17 protein-coding genes are annotated in these 14,379 nt (G+C 71.2%); 8 read left to right on the top strand and 9 right to left on the bottom strand.

What is annotated here, in order from left to right:
* The 3 genes from KIP79_RS02020 to KIP79_RS02010 all read right to left on the bottom strand — a co-directional run.
* A partial coding sequence (locus KIP79_RS02020; RefSeq protein WP_214102912.1) for a fatty acid desaturase occupies nucleotides 1-433 on the bottom strand: 433 nt, incomplete at its 3' end.
* 247 nt (nucleotides 434-680) lie between these two features.
* Entirely contained in the window at nucleotides 681-1,757 is a 1,077-nt protein-coding gene (locus KIP79_RS02015; protein WP_250212567.1) for a carboxylate-amine ligase, read from the bottom strand.
* Between the two features lie 83 nt (nucleotides 1,758-1,840).
* Entirely contained in the window at nucleotides 1,841-2,233 is a 393-nt protein-coding gene (locus KIP79_RS02010) for a hypothetical protein (protein WP_214102910.1), read from the bottom strand.
* 100 nt (nucleotides 2,234-2,333) lie between these two features.
* Between KIP79_RS02010 and KIP79_RS02005 the strand changes: the two genes are divergently transcribed.
* Nucleotides 2,334-3,674: an MFS transporter gene (locus tag KIP79_RS02005; RefSeq protein WP_214102909.1), complete on the top strand. Its 1,341-nt coding sequence runs from the start codon at nucleotides 2,334-2,336 to the stop codon at nucleotides 3,672-3,674.
* Nucleotides 3,674-5,005: a 3-hydroxybutyrate oligomer hydrolase family protein gene (locus KIP79_RS02000; protein WP_214102908.1), complete on the top strand. Its 1,332-nt coding sequence runs from the start codon at nucleotides 3,674-3,676 to the stop codon at nucleotides 5,003-5,005. Before KIP79_RS02005 ends, KIP79_RS02000 begins: the two co-directional genes overlap by 1 nt.
* 39 nt (nucleotides 5,006-5,044) lie before the next feature.
* Here KIP79_RS02000 and KIP79_RS01995 read toward each other — a convergent pair whose 3' ends face one another.
* Both KIP79_RS01995 and KIP79_RS01990 read right to left on the bottom strand, forming a co-directional pair.
* Nucleotides 5,045-5,941 carry an LLM class flavin-dependent oxidoreductase gene (locus KIP79_RS01995; RefSeq protein WP_214102907.1) on the bottom strand — a complete coding sequence of 299 codons (897 nt, stop codon included), beginning with the start codon at nucleotides 5,939-5,941 and terminating at the stop codon, nucleotides 5,045-5,047.
* A complete protein-coding gene (locus KIP79_RS01990) occupies nucleotides 5,938-7,350 on the bottom strand; it encodes an FAD-binding oxidoreductase (RefSeq protein WP_308169517.1) in 1,413 nt (470 codons plus the stop codon). The genes KIP79_RS01995 and KIP79_RS01990 overlap by 4 nt, the downstream gene beginning before the upstream one ends.
* A 48-nt stretch (nucleotides 7,351-7,398) precedes the next feature.
* On the opposite strand from KIP79_RS01990, the gene KIP79_RS01985 reads away from it, so the two are divergent.
* The 5 genes from KIP79_RS01985 to KIP79_RS01965 are packed head-to-tail and all read left to right on the top strand — an operon-like array spanning nucleotide 7,399 to nucleotide 9,572.
* On the top strand, nucleotides 7,399-7,863 hold the full coding sequence (locus KIP79_RS01985) for a MarR family winged helix-turn-helix transcriptional regulator (protein WP_214102906.1): 465 nt from the start codon (nucleotides 7,399-7,401) through the stop codon (nucleotides 7,861-7,863).
* A 47-nt stretch (nucleotides 7,864-7,910) separates the two neighbouring features.
* Complete coding sequence (locus KIP79_RS01980; protein ID WP_214102905.1) at nucleotides 7,911-8,339, top strand: ATP-binding cassette domain-containing protein; 429 nt, start codon at nucleotides 7,911-7,913, stop codon at nucleotides 8,337-8,339.
* The gene (locus tag KIP79_RS01975) at nucleotides 8,276-8,812 is read left to right on the top strand and encodes a hypothetical protein (protein ID WP_214102904.1); all 537 of its coding nucleotides are present in this window, start codon (nucleotides 8,276-8,278) and stop codon (nucleotides 8,810-8,812) included. Before KIP79_RS01980 ends, KIP79_RS01975 begins: the two co-directional genes overlap by 64 nt.
* Nucleotides 8,796-9,407 (top strand): TetR/AcrR family transcriptional regulator, encoded by a 612-nt coding sequence (locus tag KIP79_RS01970; RefSeq protein WP_214102903.1) that lies wholly within the window; start codon nucleotides 8,796-8,798, stop codon nucleotides 9,405-9,407. Before KIP79_RS01975 ends, KIP79_RS01970 begins: the two co-directional genes overlap by 17 nt.
* Nucleotides 9,408-9,425: 18 nt before the next feature.
* On the top strand, nucleotides 9,426-9,572 hold the full coding sequence (locus KIP79_RS01965; protein ID WP_214102902.1) for a hypothetical protein: 147 nt from the start codon (nucleotides 9,426-9,428) through the stop codon (nucleotides 9,570-9,572).
* A 64-nt stretch (nucleotides 9,573-9,636) separates the two neighbouring features.
* Here the strand turns inward: KIP79_RS01965 and KIP79_RS01960 are convergent, their stop codons facing one another.
* Nucleotides 9,637-10,608: a hypothetical protein gene (locus KIP79_RS01960; protein WP_214102901.1), complete on the bottom strand. Its 972-nt coding sequence runs from the start codon at nucleotides 10,606-10,608 to the stop codon at nucleotides 9,637-9,639.
* 333 nt (nucleotides 10,609-10,941) lie between these two features.
* Between KIP79_RS01960 and erm the strand changes: the two genes are divergently transcribed.
* A complete protein-coding gene (gene erm / locus KIP79_RS01955) occupies nucleotides 10,942-11,739 on the top strand; it encodes a 23S ribosomal RNA methyltransferase Erm (protein WP_214102900.1) in 798 nt (265 codons plus the stop codon).
* A gap of 32 nt (nucleotides 11,740-11,771) precedes the next feature.
* Here the strand turns inward: erm and KIP79_RS01950 are convergent, their stop codons facing one another.
* The 3 genes from KIP79_RS01950 to KIP79_RS01940 are packed head-to-tail and all read right to left on the bottom strand — an operon-like array spanning nucleotide 11,772 to nucleotide 14,288.
* On the bottom strand, nucleotides 11,772-12,509 hold the full coding sequence (locus KIP79_RS01950) for an FAD:protein FMN transferase (RefSeq protein WP_214102899.1): 738 nt from the start codon (nucleotides 12,507-12,509) through the stop codon (nucleotides 11,772-11,774).
* Complete coding sequence (locus KIP79_RS01945; RefSeq protein ID WP_214102898.1) at nucleotides 12,509-12,928, bottom strand: FMN-binding protein; 420 nt, start codon at nucleotides 12,926-12,928, stop codon at nucleotides 12,509-12,511. The genes KIP79_RS01950 and KIP79_RS01945 overlap by 1 nt, the downstream gene beginning before the upstream one ends.
* Nucleotides 12,929-12,938: 10 nt before the next feature.
* The gene (locus KIP79_RS01940) at nucleotides 12,939-14,288 is read right to left on the bottom strand and encodes a ferredoxin reductase family protein (RefSeq protein WP_214102897.1); all 1,350 of its coding nucleotides are present in this window, start codon (nucleotides 14,286-14,288) and stop codon (nucleotides 12,939-12,941) included.
* Nucleotides 14,289-14,379: the final 91 nt, after the last annotated feature.

The raw sequence follows: 14,379 nt of genomic DNA, 5'->3' as shown, positions 1-14,379 counted from the left end.
CCGGGGGCGACAGCAGCGCCCGCCGCAGCACCCCCGGGTACGCCGCCCGGGGCAGCCCCGGGCGGAACCCGAGGGCGAGCAGGGCCTGCTGGTCCGGATCGTCGTCGGAGGTGAGGCCGGCGTGGTGGACCAGGTGGTCCCGCCGGTACGCCTGGTACGGCTGGGTCAGCGCGACGATTCCGGCCAGTGCGCCGACGAGCGCGCTCCGGGCGCCGAAATCGCCGTGGCTGGCGTGGTGGAGCAGGAAATTATGGAACGCCCGCAACGTGCCCGCGGTGACGATCATCGAAATGGCGGCGACAGCCGTACCGAACGGAAAATACAGCACCGTGGTGGCGGTGACCGCGACCGAACCGAAAAGGAGCGCCGCGCTGCCGGTCAGGCAGAACAGCGGAGTTTTACGGACAATGGGCCGCTGGCCGGGGTGTGGCACGCCGATGACGAATGTGAGGAACGCCTGTAACAAACGGTTCTTGGGCAGCCGGTGAAACGCATCACATCGGGGACAGGAGGGGCCTTCTGATGGACAGAGCAGGCAGGACTGCGCGCTTTTTCCGACCACGGCCTCGGACTCCCGGCAGACGTGCACGAAACATAACATTCAATGCCTGGGCCGAAAAGCACACGCGATTATGACCGGCCCCAATGCCGGTTTGCAGCCGCCGCGGAAGCGGCTTGTCTCAAGAGCGGCCGAGAATCGTCACGTCCACCACGTCGGTCATCCGGCCGGTCGCGGCGAAGGTCTCCAACTGCCGCCGCGAAGAGGTCCCGGCCCGCTGCGCGAGGTCGAGCAGGTCGGTCACCTCCGCCCAGTCGCCGAGGTCCTTCAGCGCCTCCCGGACGTGGTCGACCAGCCGGCGCAGCAGGCGCGCGGCGGGCAGGCGCTCGCCGGTGACGGCGTCGATGAGGTCGCCGTCCAGCCCGGAACGGCCGGCCCGCCACATCGCCGCCCGCAGCAGTGCGGGCGGCACCGAGGGCGGCCGCCGCTCGCTCTGGATGTCGTTCACGCAGGTCAGCACCAGGGCGCGGGCCAGCCCGGCCTGCAGCACGGTCTCGTCGACGGTGCTGCACGCGTCCGCGACGCGGAACTCGACGGTGTCGTGGCGCAGGCCCAGCCGGGCGTCCCAGTAGAGGTTGCCCTCGTCCACGATCGCGCCGCTGTCCAGCAGCAGCCGGATCTGCTCCCGGTACTCCCGGTGGGAGGCGCAGACCGGCGGCGGGCCGGCCGCGGGGAAGCCGCCCCAGAGCATGCTCCGGAACGCGTGGTAGCCGGTGTCGGCGCCCTCGTAGAACGGGGAACTGGCGGACAGGGCCAGGAACACCGGCAGCCACGGCTGGACGCGGTTGAGCACCTGAACGGCCAGTTCCCGGTCCGGCACGCCGACGTGCACGTGGCAGCCGCAGGTGATCCGCCGCCGGACCACGTCCCGGTACTGGTCGAGGCACTGGTCGTAGCGGGGTTTGCGGACGATCCTGGCGGTCCGCCAGTCAGCGGTCGGCAGCAGGCCCGCGGCGGCCACCGCGAGCCCGGCGTCGGCGGCGGCCCGGACCAGCGTGCCCCGCAGCGCCAGGAGTTCGGCGCGGACCTGGCCGAGGGAGCCGCACACCCCGGTCCGGCTCTCGACGGTGGCCACCTGGAATTCGGCGGCGAAACTCTGCCCGTTCCCGGCGAGCAGTTCCGCCATATTCGGGAGCCCGTCGGCGGCGAGATTTCCGGTCGCCGGATCGACGATGAAGAACTCCTCCTCCACCCCCATCGTGAGCACACCGCGACTATATCGACGATGGTGCGCGGCCGCCGTGTTTCCACGGCGGCCGCGGCCCCCGCATCCCCGTTGGACTATTCGAGCGGGAAATGCCTGGCGGGAGAGAGCCGGTCGAGCACGGCCACGAACACCGCCAGCGTCGCCTCGACCAGCACAATGGGATCGGTTCCGCGCGTGATGAACAGGCTGAGCAGGACGGCTTCAACGATCATCACGATGATCAGAATTACGATCACGAACCGATGCCCGCGGCGCTCGGCACCGAGGCGCGAGAATAGCTGAACACCCATGGACGACCCTTTCTCGGAGCGTTTCCGTTGGCCCGACACCGGCAGGCTCGCAAACGCTTCACGCCCCGAACAAGGGAGCGGGAAATCCTGACGACAACCGGGATTCACCCCCGCCCGCGTACCGCCCATCCTGGCGATCAGACGGCCATCCAGGTGATCTTCAACGCCGGGGTTCACCAGCTCACACGTCGCAATCCCGAGGTGTGTTGAGTTGACACATAGGAGTCACGAAGGCACACGCATAACGTTGCGGAACCCCCCCATGTGAGGAGTTCCCATGGCCACAGCCTCACCCAGCCGGATCAGGAAGGTCATCGCGGCCAGCCTGGTCGGCACCACGATCGAGTGGTACGACTTCTTCCTTTACGGCTCCGCGGCCGCCCTGGTCTTCAACAAGTTGTTCTTCCCCACCGAGGACGAGCTCACCGGCACCCTGCTCGCCTTCCTCACCTATGCGATCGGCTTCGTCGCCCGGCCCCTGGGCGGCCTGGTGTTCGGTCACTACGGCGACCGGCTCGGCCGCAAGCGCCTGCTGGTGATCAGCCTGCTCATGATGGGCGGCGCCACCTTCCTGATCGGCCTGCTGCCGTCGTACGCGGTGCTCGGCGCCGCCGCGCCGCTGCTGCTCACGCTGTTACGCCTGGTGCAGGGCTTCGCGTTGGGCGGCGAGTGGGGCGGCGCGGTGCTGCTGGTCTCCGAGCACGGGGACCCGCGCCGCCGCGGCTTCTGGGCCTCCTGGCCGCAGGCCGGCGCCCCCGGCGGCAACCTGCTGGCCACCGGTGTGCTGGCGCTGCTGGCCGCGGTCCAGCCGGAGGACGCCTTCCTCGCCTGGGGCTGGCGGATCGCCTTCCTGCTGTCCGGCGTGCTCGTGCTGATCGGCCTGTGGGTGCGGCTCAGCGTGGCCGAGTCGCCGCTGTTCCAGCAGGCGGTGGCCAACGTGGAGACCGCGCCGAAGGCCCCCATCCTCGACGTGTTCCGCCACCACTGGCGCGACGTGCTGGTCGCGATCGGCGCCCGCCTCGCCGAGAACATCTCCTACTACGTGATCACCGCGTTCGTCCTGGTGTACGGGACGACCACGGTGGGGCTGCCCAGGGGCACCGTGCTCAACGCGGTGCTCATCGGCTCCGCCGTGCACTTCGTCACGATCCCGCTGTGGGGCGCCCTCTCCGACCGGCTCGGTCGCCGCCCCGTGTACCTGATCGGCGCGGCCGGAATCGGCGTCTGGGCGTTCGCCTTCTTCCCGCTGATCGACACCACCTCGTTCGCGCTGACCACGCTGGCGGTGACCGTCGGATTGCTCTTCCACGGCGCCATGTACGGCCCGCAGGCGGCGTTCTTCTCCGAACTGTTCGGCACCCGGATGCGCTACTCCGGCGTGTCCGTCGGCTACCAGCTCGCCTCGATCGTGGCGGGCGCGCTGGCCCCGCTCATCGCGGTGGCGCTGCTCGACGCGTACGGCGGCAGCCTGCCGATCTCCCTCTACGTGGCCGCGGCCGCGCTGCTCACGATGGTGGCGGTGTTCGCCGCCAAGGAGACCCGCCAGCGCGACCTGGCCGCGGTCGCCCCCACGTCGGGCGACGCCGAGGCCGTCCTGTCCGCTCCGAAGGAGGCCTGATGACCCGTTTCCCGCGTGCCCTCACGGCGGTCGCCCTGGCCGCCGTCACGATCGCCGCCCCGGCCTCCGCCGATGCGTCCCCGTGCCCTTCGGTGACCGTGCCCGGCGCGGAACGGCAGGTGATCGCCTGCCTGGACGACCTCACCACCGCGGGCACCCTGGTCACCGGCCACACCGACCAGAGCGACTGGTCCGGGCTGAACTCCGCCGGGGCGGTCAACCCGTCCGGCGTGCCTGGGATCCAGATCGACGGCTACTTCCCCGACACCTCGACGGGCAACACCAACCACGGCTGGAACCACGACTCCCAGTTCGTCATCCGGCTGCCCCGGCAGTGGAACGGCGGCCTGGTCGTGGCCGGGTCCCCCGGCAACCGGGAGACCTACGCCAACGACTTCACCATCTCCGACTGGGCGCTGGCCCGCGGCTACGCCTACGCCGCGACCGACAAGGGCAACACCGGCGTGACCTTCTACCGCGACGGCACCCGCCCCGGCGACGCGGTCGCCGAGTGGAACCACCGGGTCAGCCAGCTCGCCGTGGCCGCCAAGGCGGTCGTCCGGCAGCGGTACGGCAAGCCGGCCCGCACCACGATCGCCGCCGGGCAGTCCAACGGCGGCTACCTGGTCCGCTGGCAGCTGGAGAACCGTCCCGACCTGTTCGACGGCGGCGTCGACTGGGAGGGCGTGCTCTGGACGGCCGACGGGCCCAACCTGCTGACGTTCCTGCCGCGCGCGCTCCGCGCGTACCCGGCGGGCGACACCGCGGGGATGGCCGCGGCCGGTTTCTCGGCCGAGACGTCCTTCCTGTGGCCGTTCCACTACAGCTACTACTGGGACCTCACCCAGCGCGTCTACCGTGAGGAGTTCGACCCCACCTACGACGGCGACCTGGAGGCCGGCACGCCGTTCTGCGCCTCCGGCACCCCCGCCTGCGACACCGACTACGACTACGCCTCCCGTCCCGCCGCCGTACGGCAGGCCGTCGCCAGGATCGGCCTCACCGGAAAGATCAAACGCCCGCTGATCACGGTCCACGGCACCCTGGACACCCTGCTGCCGATCGGCGTGGTCTCCGACGCCTACGCCGCGATGATCGGCGACAGGCACCGCGACCGCCTGTTCCGCTACTACCGCTTCGAGGGCGGCAACCACGTCGACGGCCTCTACCCGGCCTACCCCGACCGCATCCGCCCACTGCTGCCCTGCTTCCGCAGCGCCTTCACCGCCCTGGAGTCGTGGCTGAGCACGGGCACCCCGCCGCCGCCGAACGCGACACTCCCCCGTCCCGCGACGGGCGACCTGGAGAACACCTGCGCGCTGACGGCCTGACCGACCCAGGGTCCGGCGCGGGCGACCGCGCCGGACCGGCTAGCCGCGGGCCTCGGCGACCAGTTCGCGGGTGGCGGGGGCGACCTCGGCGGCGAAGATCTCGGTGGTGGCCGGGTGGTCGGACATGAGGAGGAAACCGCTGGTGCCGTAGTCGAGGGTCAGCCCGGCGAGTTCCTCGGCCCACTGTTCCGGCGGGCCCTGGAGCATCCCCCGGCTGGCGCGGGTGAACTCCCCGTTGATGTTGAGGAGCCGGCGGACCGCCCTCGGGTCGCGTCCGGCGGAGGCGGCGGCCTCGTCGATGTGCTTGTTCATCTCGGTCAGGTCGGCCGGCCCGCCGGGCAGGTACGGCAACGACGGGAGCCACCCGTCGGCGGCGCGGCCGGTGAGCCCCAGCATCTTCGGCTTGTAGGCGCCGACCCAGATGCCGATGTCGTGCGCGGGCGCCGGACCGCGCTTGGCGCCCCTGACCTTGTAGAACTCGCCGTCCACCCGGACGCCGCCACGAGCGTCGGCGGCCCAGATCTCGCGCATGATCGTGATGGCCTCCTCCAGCGCGCCCACAGCCTGTCCGGGGCTGAGGCGGCGGCCGCCCATGGCCTCGATGGCGTCCCAGAAGCCGCCGGCGCCGATGCCGAGCTCGATCCGGCCCCCGCTGAGCAGGTCGAGGCTCGCGGCGCTGCGGGCCAGCACGGCGGGCTGCCGCAGCGGCAGGTTGAGCACGTTGCCGCTGAGGTGGATGCGTTCGGTCTGCGCGGCGACGTACGACATCAGGGTCCAGGTGTCGTGGAAGGACGGCTGGTAGGGATGGTCCTGGAAGGTCACCAGGTCCAGCCCCGCGCGCTCGGCCGCCTTCGCCTGGTCGACGGCGTGCCGGACGGGCTGGGCGGTGGGCGTGACGAACGTGCCGAACAGCAGGTCGTGTCCGTAGTCACTCATGCGATGTCCCTGAAAGATGTATCGGTTCGTGGATCGATGTTGAAGTTGTCGCGGAAGACGTTGTCCGGGTCGTAACGGCGCTTGAGCTCGCGCAGCCGGTCGAGCGTCGGCGGCGGGAAGGCGTCGGCGAGCCGCTGCGGCCGCGTATCGGTCTCGAAGCTGAGGTAGAGCCCGTCGAAGTGCTCGCGGACCTCGTCCCACAGCCGATCCATCCGCTTGGCATCGATGCCCATCGCGGTGAGCTGGAAACCGGCCTCGCGGTGGGGGTAGGCGGTGGCGTCGGGGGCCACGTCGGCGACGGCGCCACCGACCGAGCGGAGCTGGAAGAAGTAGACGACGCCGCTGCGCAGCAGCCGCTCGGCCGCCGCCGCGAAGGCGGGCGTGATCTCGCGGACGAACGCCGACCGTGAGACCGGCTCGCCCTGGCCGTGGTGGTCGTCGTCCGGCGCGTTGTCGATCACGTCGGCGTACGGGGCGATGACCACCTGCTGCTGGTAGAGGGCGGAAATGGCGGCGAACGGCCGCAACTGCTCGACCACCACGTCGGGGTCGGCGGAGGCGACCATCGCCATCACCTGCGCCACGGCCGGGCGGCCGCGCCGTGGCGGGCCCATGAGGAGGAACGCGGTGGTCTCGCGCGGGGCGTTCGCGGCGGCCTCGCCGAAGCGCAGCAGGAACCCTGCGGGGTCGGCGGCGTCGAGCGCGAGCTGCGCCCAGCCGACGTCGGTCACCTCGTCCACCTGGAACTCGAACGAGGTGACGATCCCGAAGTTGGCGCCCGCGCCGCGTACCGCCCAGAACAGGTCGGGGTGCTCGTCCTGGCCGGCCCGGACGATCGAGCCGTCGGCCAGCACCAGTTCCACGGCCCGGAGGTGGTCGATGGTCAGGCCGTGCCTGCGGGACAGGAACCCGATCCCGCCCGCGGTGGCGAGCCCGCCGACCCCGACGCCGCCGTAGTCTCCGGAGCCCAATGCCCATCCGTACGGCCGCAGGGCGGCGGCCACCTCCTTCCAGCGTGCGCCGGGGCCGATCCGGACCAGCCGGGTCTCCCGGTCGAGCACCTCGACGGTGTTCAGGCGGCGCAGGTCGATGACGAGCCCGCCGTCGTTGGTGGAACGGCCGCTGACGCCGTGGCCGCCGCTTCTGATGCCGAGGGGCAGGTGGGGGTGGCGGCGCGCGAAGGACAGCGCGTCCACGACCTCGGGGACGTCGCGCGGCAGCAGCACCAGGCCGGGAGCGCCGCCGCGCAGGTAGTTCGATCGGACGCGGGGGTAACCGGGATCGCCCGGCTCGATCGCCGTCTCGGCGAGGGAGCTGGGAAGGCCGTCGTAGTCGATGCCCGGCCGGCGCTTCGCGAGCACCTCGGGGCGCCGTACCGGACGGTTCATCAGAGGGTTGTTGGTTGACACGTCAACCACTATACCCATCAAGGTTGACGTATCAACTAGCCTGGATCCATGTACGCATCCGACCTCACCGAGCGCCAGGCCGCCGCCTGGGCGAGCTACCAGCGCATGCGCGCCCGGCTGAACGGCGTACTCGGCCGGGAACTCGCCCGCGCCACCGGCCTGTCAGAGGCCGACTTCGAGGTACTGGTCGCGATCAACGAGCGGCCGGGCGAGCCGGTCCGGGCGCTGGCCCTGCGCTGCGGCCTGGAGTGGGAGAAGAGCCGCCTGTCACACCATCTCCGCCGGATGGAACAGCGTGGGCTAGTCGTACGGGAGGCTTGCTCCGAGGACAGCCGGGGCTCGGTCATCCGCCTCACCCCGCTCGGCCGCAAGCTGGCCTGCGAGGCCAAACACCACTATGAGCTGGCTGTACGGCAGTACGTGATGGACTCGCTCACCCCTGAGCAGATCGACGCGCTCGGCGCCATCTCCGAGACCCTGCTTCAGCATCTGGAGGCTCCCCACCAGCCGTGAAACATACCGCCTTGTCGTGAACGCGCGTTCACGATACCGTCGTGAACATGAGTTCACGACCGGGGGCCATCTCCTGCCGCTCCCTGTCCAAGACATTCGATCGGCGCACGGTCGTCAATGACGTCACGTTCGAGGTGCCGGCGGGCACCATCACCGGCTTCGTCGGCGCCAACGGAGCGGGAAAGACGACGACGATGCGGATGCTGCTTGGGCTGGTCACGCCCTCGGCGGGCACCGCGTGGATCAACGGGCGGCCGTACCGGGAGCTGACGCACCCCCGCCGCGAGGTCGGCGCGGTCCTCGACGGGCCCGGCGCGCACCCCGCCCAGTCGGCCAGGACCCACCTGACCATCATGGCGCTGGCCGGCGGACTGCCCTGCACGGCGCGGCCGCCGGTTCGGTCCTGGTGCTGGTGGCCGGGATCATCGGGATGGCGGGAGAGTGGCGGTTCGGGCAGGTCAACCAGGTGTTCCTGAGCGCCCCGCGCCGGTGGCAGGTGGTCACCGTCAAGACGATCATCTACCTGGGCGTCGGCGCGGTCTACGGGGTGGCCGCCGCCGCGACGGCGACCGCGACCGCCTGGGGCTGGTACCGGGCGAAGGGCCTCACCCTGCCGTTCGACCGGTCCGCGGTATGGCTGACCGTGGTGGGCTGTGTCGCGGTGGCAGCGCTGTTCGGGGTTCTCGGCGTGGCGATCGGGGCCGTGGTACGCAAGCCGGTGCCGGCCCTCGTCGGCGCCCTGGCCTGGACCGTCCTGGTGGAACCCGCCCTGTTCGCCGCGGCGCCGGACGTCTTCCGGCGGCTGCCGGGGATCGCGTCGCTGAGCCTGCGCGGGCAACCGGCCGAACATCTGCTGCCCGCGGGCGCCGCCGCGGTGCTGCTCGGGGTCATCGCGGTCGCCCTGGCCGCCGGAGTACGTCTGGTCGAGCGCGATGATGTCACCGGCTAAGCGCAGCGCGGAGACCACGCAGCAGCTGCGGTCCACGCTCATCGAGCACGCCTGCCGGTTGATCGCCCGTGAGGGAGCGGCCGCGCTGACCATGCGGGCGCTGGCCGCCGAGGCCGGGTGCGCGGTCGGCCTCCCGTACAAGATCTTCGCGGACCGGCGCGAGCTGGTGGCCGCGATCGTCCGCACCGAGCTCGGCCGGCTGCTGGCGGCCTGCGAGGAGTTGGTCGGGCGGGCCGGCACCGCCACCGTGGGCGACAATCTCACCTGGTTCGCCGGGGTGTTCCTGGACTCGCCCGCGGTCGCGCTCACCCAGGAACTGCTCACCGACGCGGCACTACAGGAGTCGGTCGCCGCCACCGCCCACGACGCCGGCCTGGGTCCGCGCGACTTCCCCCGCGTCCTGTCCCGCTACCTCGCCGCCGAGAAGCGGTCGGGACGCGTCGCACCGGACGTCGACGAGAACGCCATCGGCTTCCTCATCGCCGGCGCCCTGCACAACCTGCTGATCGCCGGCGATGCCTGGCCACAGCCCACCCGCGCCGAACTCGAACAGATCCTCACCGCCACCGCCGCGGCGATCGCCGTCCCACGCTGACACCCAACAGGAGAGACCGTGAATCCACCTTCGGATCCCACCCCGTACCGGCCGAACGGCAAGCAGACGAGCCGACGCAACACGGTGCTGATCGTGTTGGCCGCGCTCGTCGTGGTGGCCACCGGCGTGGCCCCGCACATTGCCGGCGTCCTGCCACCGCAATGACCTGAACGGCGACGCGGTTCGCCTGCATCAGGGCCGCCGGGCGTTCCCCGGCGGCCTCGCTCTGCTAGGCGGTGACGGTGAAGGCGCACCAGGGAGACCAGGCCGAGGTCAGGTTTCCGTCCTCGGCGCGGACGCGGAACTGGTAGGAACCCGGGGTCAGCGTTCCCGGTACGACGGCGGTGCTGAACACCAGGCCGCTGGGCCAGATGGGTTCGGTCTTCCGGATCAGTGGCTCCTGGCCGGGATGGCCGATCTCGAAGGTTGCGCTCAGGTTCGGATAGGTGACGCCGACCACCGAGGGGGTCGGGGAGGCGGCGAAGCTCACCATGTCACCGGTTCCCACCACCCGATCGCCGCCCGCGCCACAGTGCTGGTAACCGGCGTAGGGGCCGCTGGAGATGCGCAGCGAGCCGGGAACGCCGGGGCCGGACGACGCGTTCGAGGTGTCGACGGTGAAGGCACACCAGGTCAGCCATCCCGACACCGCCGCACCGTCCTCGGCGCGCGCCCGCACCCGATAGGCGCCGTCGGTGAACACGCCGGCGGGCGCCTGGAAACGCGCCACCGAACCGACGAAGGGCACGCTCTGGGTGAGCACCGGCTCCCCTGTCGGGCGTGACACCTCGAAAACCGCCCGCAGGTTCGGCCGATCGGTGTTGTAGGCCGGGGCGCCGCTGCTGACGCCGAAAACCGGCTGGGTGGTGCGCGAGAGCGGCGTGGTCGTACCGCAGAACTGTGGCGGCAGTTCGGGAGAGGACGCCACGTACAGGCTGGTCGGCGGGTGGGGCGCCGACGCCGTGGGAGTGGGAGTCGGCGTGGGCTTGCGGGATGGCGGTTTGGCTCCCTTGGCCGTCGGCTGGTTCGCCTGGCTGGATCCCTGTGCGGTGCGGGACGTGGTCAGTTGACCGGCGTCCCCGAGGGCCACCGCCGGTGCGAGGACCACTCCGCTCACCAGGGCCAGCACGACCGCGAGCCTGCCCTGCCGGACCGGCCTCGGTCGCCTGGACGGGATGGCGTGATGTTTCATCTGGTGCATTGACGTGTGTCTCCATTCGCGAGCTGATCGAGGAGGCCCGCGAAGGCCAGTACACAGCGCTATGTCACCAAGGTCACCAATTGGCGGGCGGACGTAAGAACTCCTTCATATCTTGCGATCCGCAGCGGAAGGCTCTGGGCCGAAACCTGTTCGCGCACGGCGACGGTGGCCGCCTATGATGCGTGAGGTGATCTGTGTGTGCTTCATGAGGCTGCGCCGCGCGTAGCGGCGAGCTGTTTCTCCTCAGCTGATCGGCTCCGCCGCTCTCCGGTCATCGCCGGCGCGGCGCTGTGTGCTGCCCCGGCTCCGAACCGTTTTTCGCGGAGCACACACATGTCCTATTCCTCTGTGGGCGGCCGTCATGAACTCGGCCAGAATTTCCTCGTCGACCGCTCGGTGATCGACGACATCAACGCGCTCGTCGCCCGGACCGCCGGGCCGATCGTGGAGATCGGGGCCGGTGACGGCGCCCTGACCCTGCCGCTGAGCCGTCAGGGCAGGGAGCTGACCGCCATCGAGATCGACCCGAAACGGGCCAGTCGCCTCAGCGGTCGCGCCCCGGGCAACGTCACCGTCCTGCGTACGGACATCCTGCGGTACCGCTACCCCCGGCAGCCGCACGTGGTCGTCGGGAACATCCCCTTCCACCTGACCACGTCGGTGCTCCGGCGTCTGCTGGCCGCCGACCACTGGCACACCGCGATCCTCCTGGTGCAGTGGGAGGTCGCCCGCCGCCGGGCGGGCGTCGGCGGCGCGAGCATGCTCACCGCCAGCTGGTGGCCGTGGTACGAGTTCACGTTGCACGCACGAGTACCGGCCCGGTCGTTCCGACCGCTCCCCTCCGTCGACGGCGGCCTGCTCACCATGAGCCGCCGCACAAGTCCGCTGGTCGAGGAACGCGACCGGTACCAGCACTTCGTCAGACGGGTCTTCACCGGCAGGGGACACGGCCTCCCCGAAATCCTGGCGCGCACGAACCACATCGCCCGCCCGGAACTGCGCCGCTGGCTGCGCGCCAACCGGATAACCCCCGGAACGCTGCCCAAGGATCTGACCGCGCATCAGTGGGCGTCGCTGTGGCGGCTCGGCCTACCTGATCGGGGATTCGCTGGGACAGACCGGGCGCGGTGACAAGCGCGAAATCGTGACCAAGACGCTGGACGTCACCTGAGGTGATGGGCGAAGCCGCTGGTCCGCCAGGTCGTGCCGGTGTCGGTGACGGCCAGGGCCTCGATGCCGCCGGTCCGCTCCGCCCAGGCGTGGGCGCCGGCGCCCATCGCGAAGGCGGCGGTGGCGTAGGCGTCCACGGTGGTCAGGTCGGCGCCGAGCAGGGTGATGGCGGCCAGGCCGCGGGCGGGCAGGCCGGTGTGCGGGTCGAGGATGTGGTCGCCGCGTTCCGCGGTGCCCGAGGTGGCGACCGCCAGCTCGGTGCCCTCGACCACGCAGAGGAGTTCGCCGCGCCGGAGGGGGTGGGCGATGCCGATCCGCCAGGGCCGGCCGGGTTCCGGGGGCTCGCCGAGGCGGACGTCGCCGCCGCCGTTGACGCAGTGCCGTACGCAGCCCGCGTTGCGCAGCAGGTCGCACGCGCGGTCCACGGCCCACCCCTTGACCAGGGCGGACGGGTCGAGGTGGTGGGACGGCACGACGCTGAAGTAGCCGTCGGTGGCCGATTCCACGCGGGCGCACAGGTCGAGCACCTCGGTCACCTCGGGCGGGCAGTCCCGCAGGGTGATCTCGCCCCGGTCCAGCCTGCTGATGGCGCTGTCCGGCCGGTAGGTGGAGAAGACGGCGTCGATCCGGTGCAGCAGCGCCACCGCCGAGGCCACCGCGGGGCGGGCCTGCTCGCCGTGGCGGACGTCGAAGGAGAAGACCGTGCCCATCACGGGTTCGGCGTGCCGCATCACAGGCCCGCCTGGTCGATCGCGCTCTGCAGCGAGCCGAGGTAGCCCTCGCTGGTGTAGGTCGCCCCCGAGACCATGTCGATCTGGGCGCTCTGCGCGTCCAGCGTCTCCTGGATGAGGATCGGCAGGGCGCGCTGGTTGATCTCGATGTCCCGGTGGTTACCGTCGGGGGCCTGGATCACGTCGACCGCGCTGATCCGGCCGCCGCTGACGGTGATGGCGACCTGGACCGGGCCCCAGCGGGTGTCCACGCTGGCCCCCGTGACACTCCCCTGGGCTCTCTGGGCATCGACCGCCTGGTCGGTTCCGCTGGTGGCGGCGGGTCTGAGCGCGGCCGGTGACACCTCGTGCGGTTTGAAGGACAGCAGCAGAACCAGCCCCAGCACGGTGACGACGACGGCGAGCAGGGCTCGGCGCATGACGACCTCCTCAGAACTCGAACGACTCGTGGTGGATCTGGCGGGCGGGCACTCCCGCCTCGCGCAGGGCCGACCTCGCCGCGGCGGTCATCTCCGGCGGCCCGCACAGGTAGACGTCGTGTTCCGCCAGTTCGGGGACCAGGTCGCGCAGGGTCGCGGCGGTGAACGGCTGCCCGACCTCGGCGCGCGAGCCGACCGAGTACCGCAGCTGGGCGCCGCGCCGGGCGGCGATCTCCTCCAGTTCCTCGCGGAACACCAGATCCTGCGGCGTGCGCGCCCGGTAGAGCAGCGTCACCTCGCCGGACAGGGTCTCGAACAGGGTGCGCAGCGGCGTGATCCCCACCCCGCCCGCGATCAGCAGGGTCCTCCCCCGCCGCCGCAGCCCCGCCGTGAACGCCCCGTACGGACCCTCGGCGATGACCCGGGTCCCCGGCCGGAGGGAGGCCAGGGCCGCGCTGTGGTCGCCGAGCGCCTTGACCGTGATGCGCAGCATGTCCGGCTGGGCGGGCGCCGACAGGGAGTACGGGTTGGCCGACCACCACAGCTCCCTGGTGAGGAACCGCCACCGGAAGAACTGCCCCGGTTCGTCGCGCATCCGGTGGAGACCGCGCCCGGAGACGTGCACGGACACCACCCCGGGCGCCTCGGGCACCACCCGCTCGACCCGGAGGCGGTGCCGTACCGAGAAGATCACGGGCCCCAGGAACCGATACCAGACCAGCAGCCCGGCCACCCCCAGATACAGCGCCAGCCAGAGGGCCTGCACCCAGCGCCGGCCGACGAACTCGGCCCCCGTGGCGATCTGGTGCCCGAAGGCCAGCCAGGCGGCCAGATAGGTGTAGAAGTGCAGGTGGAACCAGGTCTCGTAGCGGAGCCTGCGACGGGCCGCCCGGATCGAGATGAGGCCGACGCCGACCAGCAGGAACAGGGCGACGGTGGCCTTCAGCACGTCAGGGAAGGTGAGCACCATGGTCACGGTCTCGTCGACCACGCCGGTGTTCTCGGTGACCGCGTACCCCCAGATGATCAGCAGCGTGTGCGCGATCAGCAGCCAGACCGTGTACCGGCCGCCCCGGGCGTGCCAGCGGGTGAGCCGGTCGGTGCCGACGCCGCGTTCGAGGGCGGGAACCCGGGCCATGAGGGCGAGCAGCACGGCGATGCCGTACCCGCCCAGCAGCCCGCAGATCCGGCCCGCGGCGGTGAGCCACCCGCCGAGCCCGGCGACCGAGGTGGTGTTCCACCACCACAGGGCCGGCACCGCGATCCCGCCGGCGCCGATCGCCGCCAGGAGTGGACGTGGCCGCAGGCGCGGGAGCGAGGGAGCGGCCCGGTGCCGGACCGGCGCTTCGATCAACGTCATGTCCCTCACCGTGCCAGGCGAAGTTCTGTTTTCCCTCTGAAAGCCGCCACTGCCGCTATTCATAGGATTCTCAGATAAACCGGCTGTTCAC

The organism is Acrocarpospora catenulata (genome assembly GCF_018476525.1).
Taxonomy (GTDB): Bacteria; Actinomycetota; Actinomycetes; order Streptosporangiales; family Streptosporangiaceae; genus Acrocarpospora; species Acrocarpospora catenulata.
Note: the sequence above shows the minus strand (reverse complement) of the source record. Positions and strands in the feature narration are given on the sequence as shown.

Coding starts and splice junctions, on each gene's coding strand:
- KIP79_RS02015 (WP_250212567.1), bottom strand. CDS start 1,757: ATGGGGGTGGAGGAGGAGTTCTTCATCGTCGATCCGGCGACCGGAAAT.
- KIP79_RS01950 (WP_214102899.1), bottom strand. CDS start 12,509: ATGCGGCACGCCGAACCCGTGATGGGCACGGTCTTCTCCTTCGACGTC.
- KIP79_RS02005 (WP_214102909.1), top strand. CDS start 2,334: ATGGCCACAGCCTCACCCAGCCGGATCAGGAAGGTCATCGCGGCCAGC.
- KIP79_RS01960 (WP_214102901.1), bottom strand. CDS start 10,608: ATGCACCAGATGAAACATCACGCCATCCCGTCCAGGCGACCGAGGCCG.
- KIP79_RS01995 (WP_214102907.1), bottom strand. CDS start 5,941: ATGAGTGACTACGGACACGACCTGCTGTTCGGCACGTTCGTCACGCCC.
- KIP79_RS01970 (WP_214102903.1), top strand. CDS start 8,796: ATGATGTCACCGGCTAAGCGCAGCGCGGAGACCACGCAGCAGCTGCGG.
- erm (WP_214102900.1), top strand. CDS start 10,942: ATGTCCTATTCCTCTGTGGGCGGCCGTCATGAACTCGGCCAGAATTTC.
- KIP79_RS01945 (WP_214102898.1), bottom strand. CDS start 12,928: ATGCGCCGAGCCCTGCTCGCCGTCGTCGTCACCGTGCTGGGGCTGGTT.
- KIP79_RS01985 (WP_214102906.1), top strand. CDS start 7,399: ATGTACGCATCCGACCTCACCGAGCGCCAGGCCGCCGCCTGGGCGAGC.
- KIP79_RS01980 (WP_214102905.1), top strand. CDS start 7,911: ATGAGTTCACGACCGGGGGCCATCTCCTGCCGCTCCCTGTCCAAGACA.
- KIP79_RS01940 (WP_214102897.1), bottom strand. CDS start 14,288: ATGACGTTGATCGAAGCGCCGGTCCGGCACCGGGCCGCTCCCTCGCTC.
- KIP79_RS02000 (WP_214102908.1), top strand. CDS start 3,674: ATGACCCGTTTCCCGCGTGCCCTCACGGCGGTCGCCCTGGCCGCCGTC.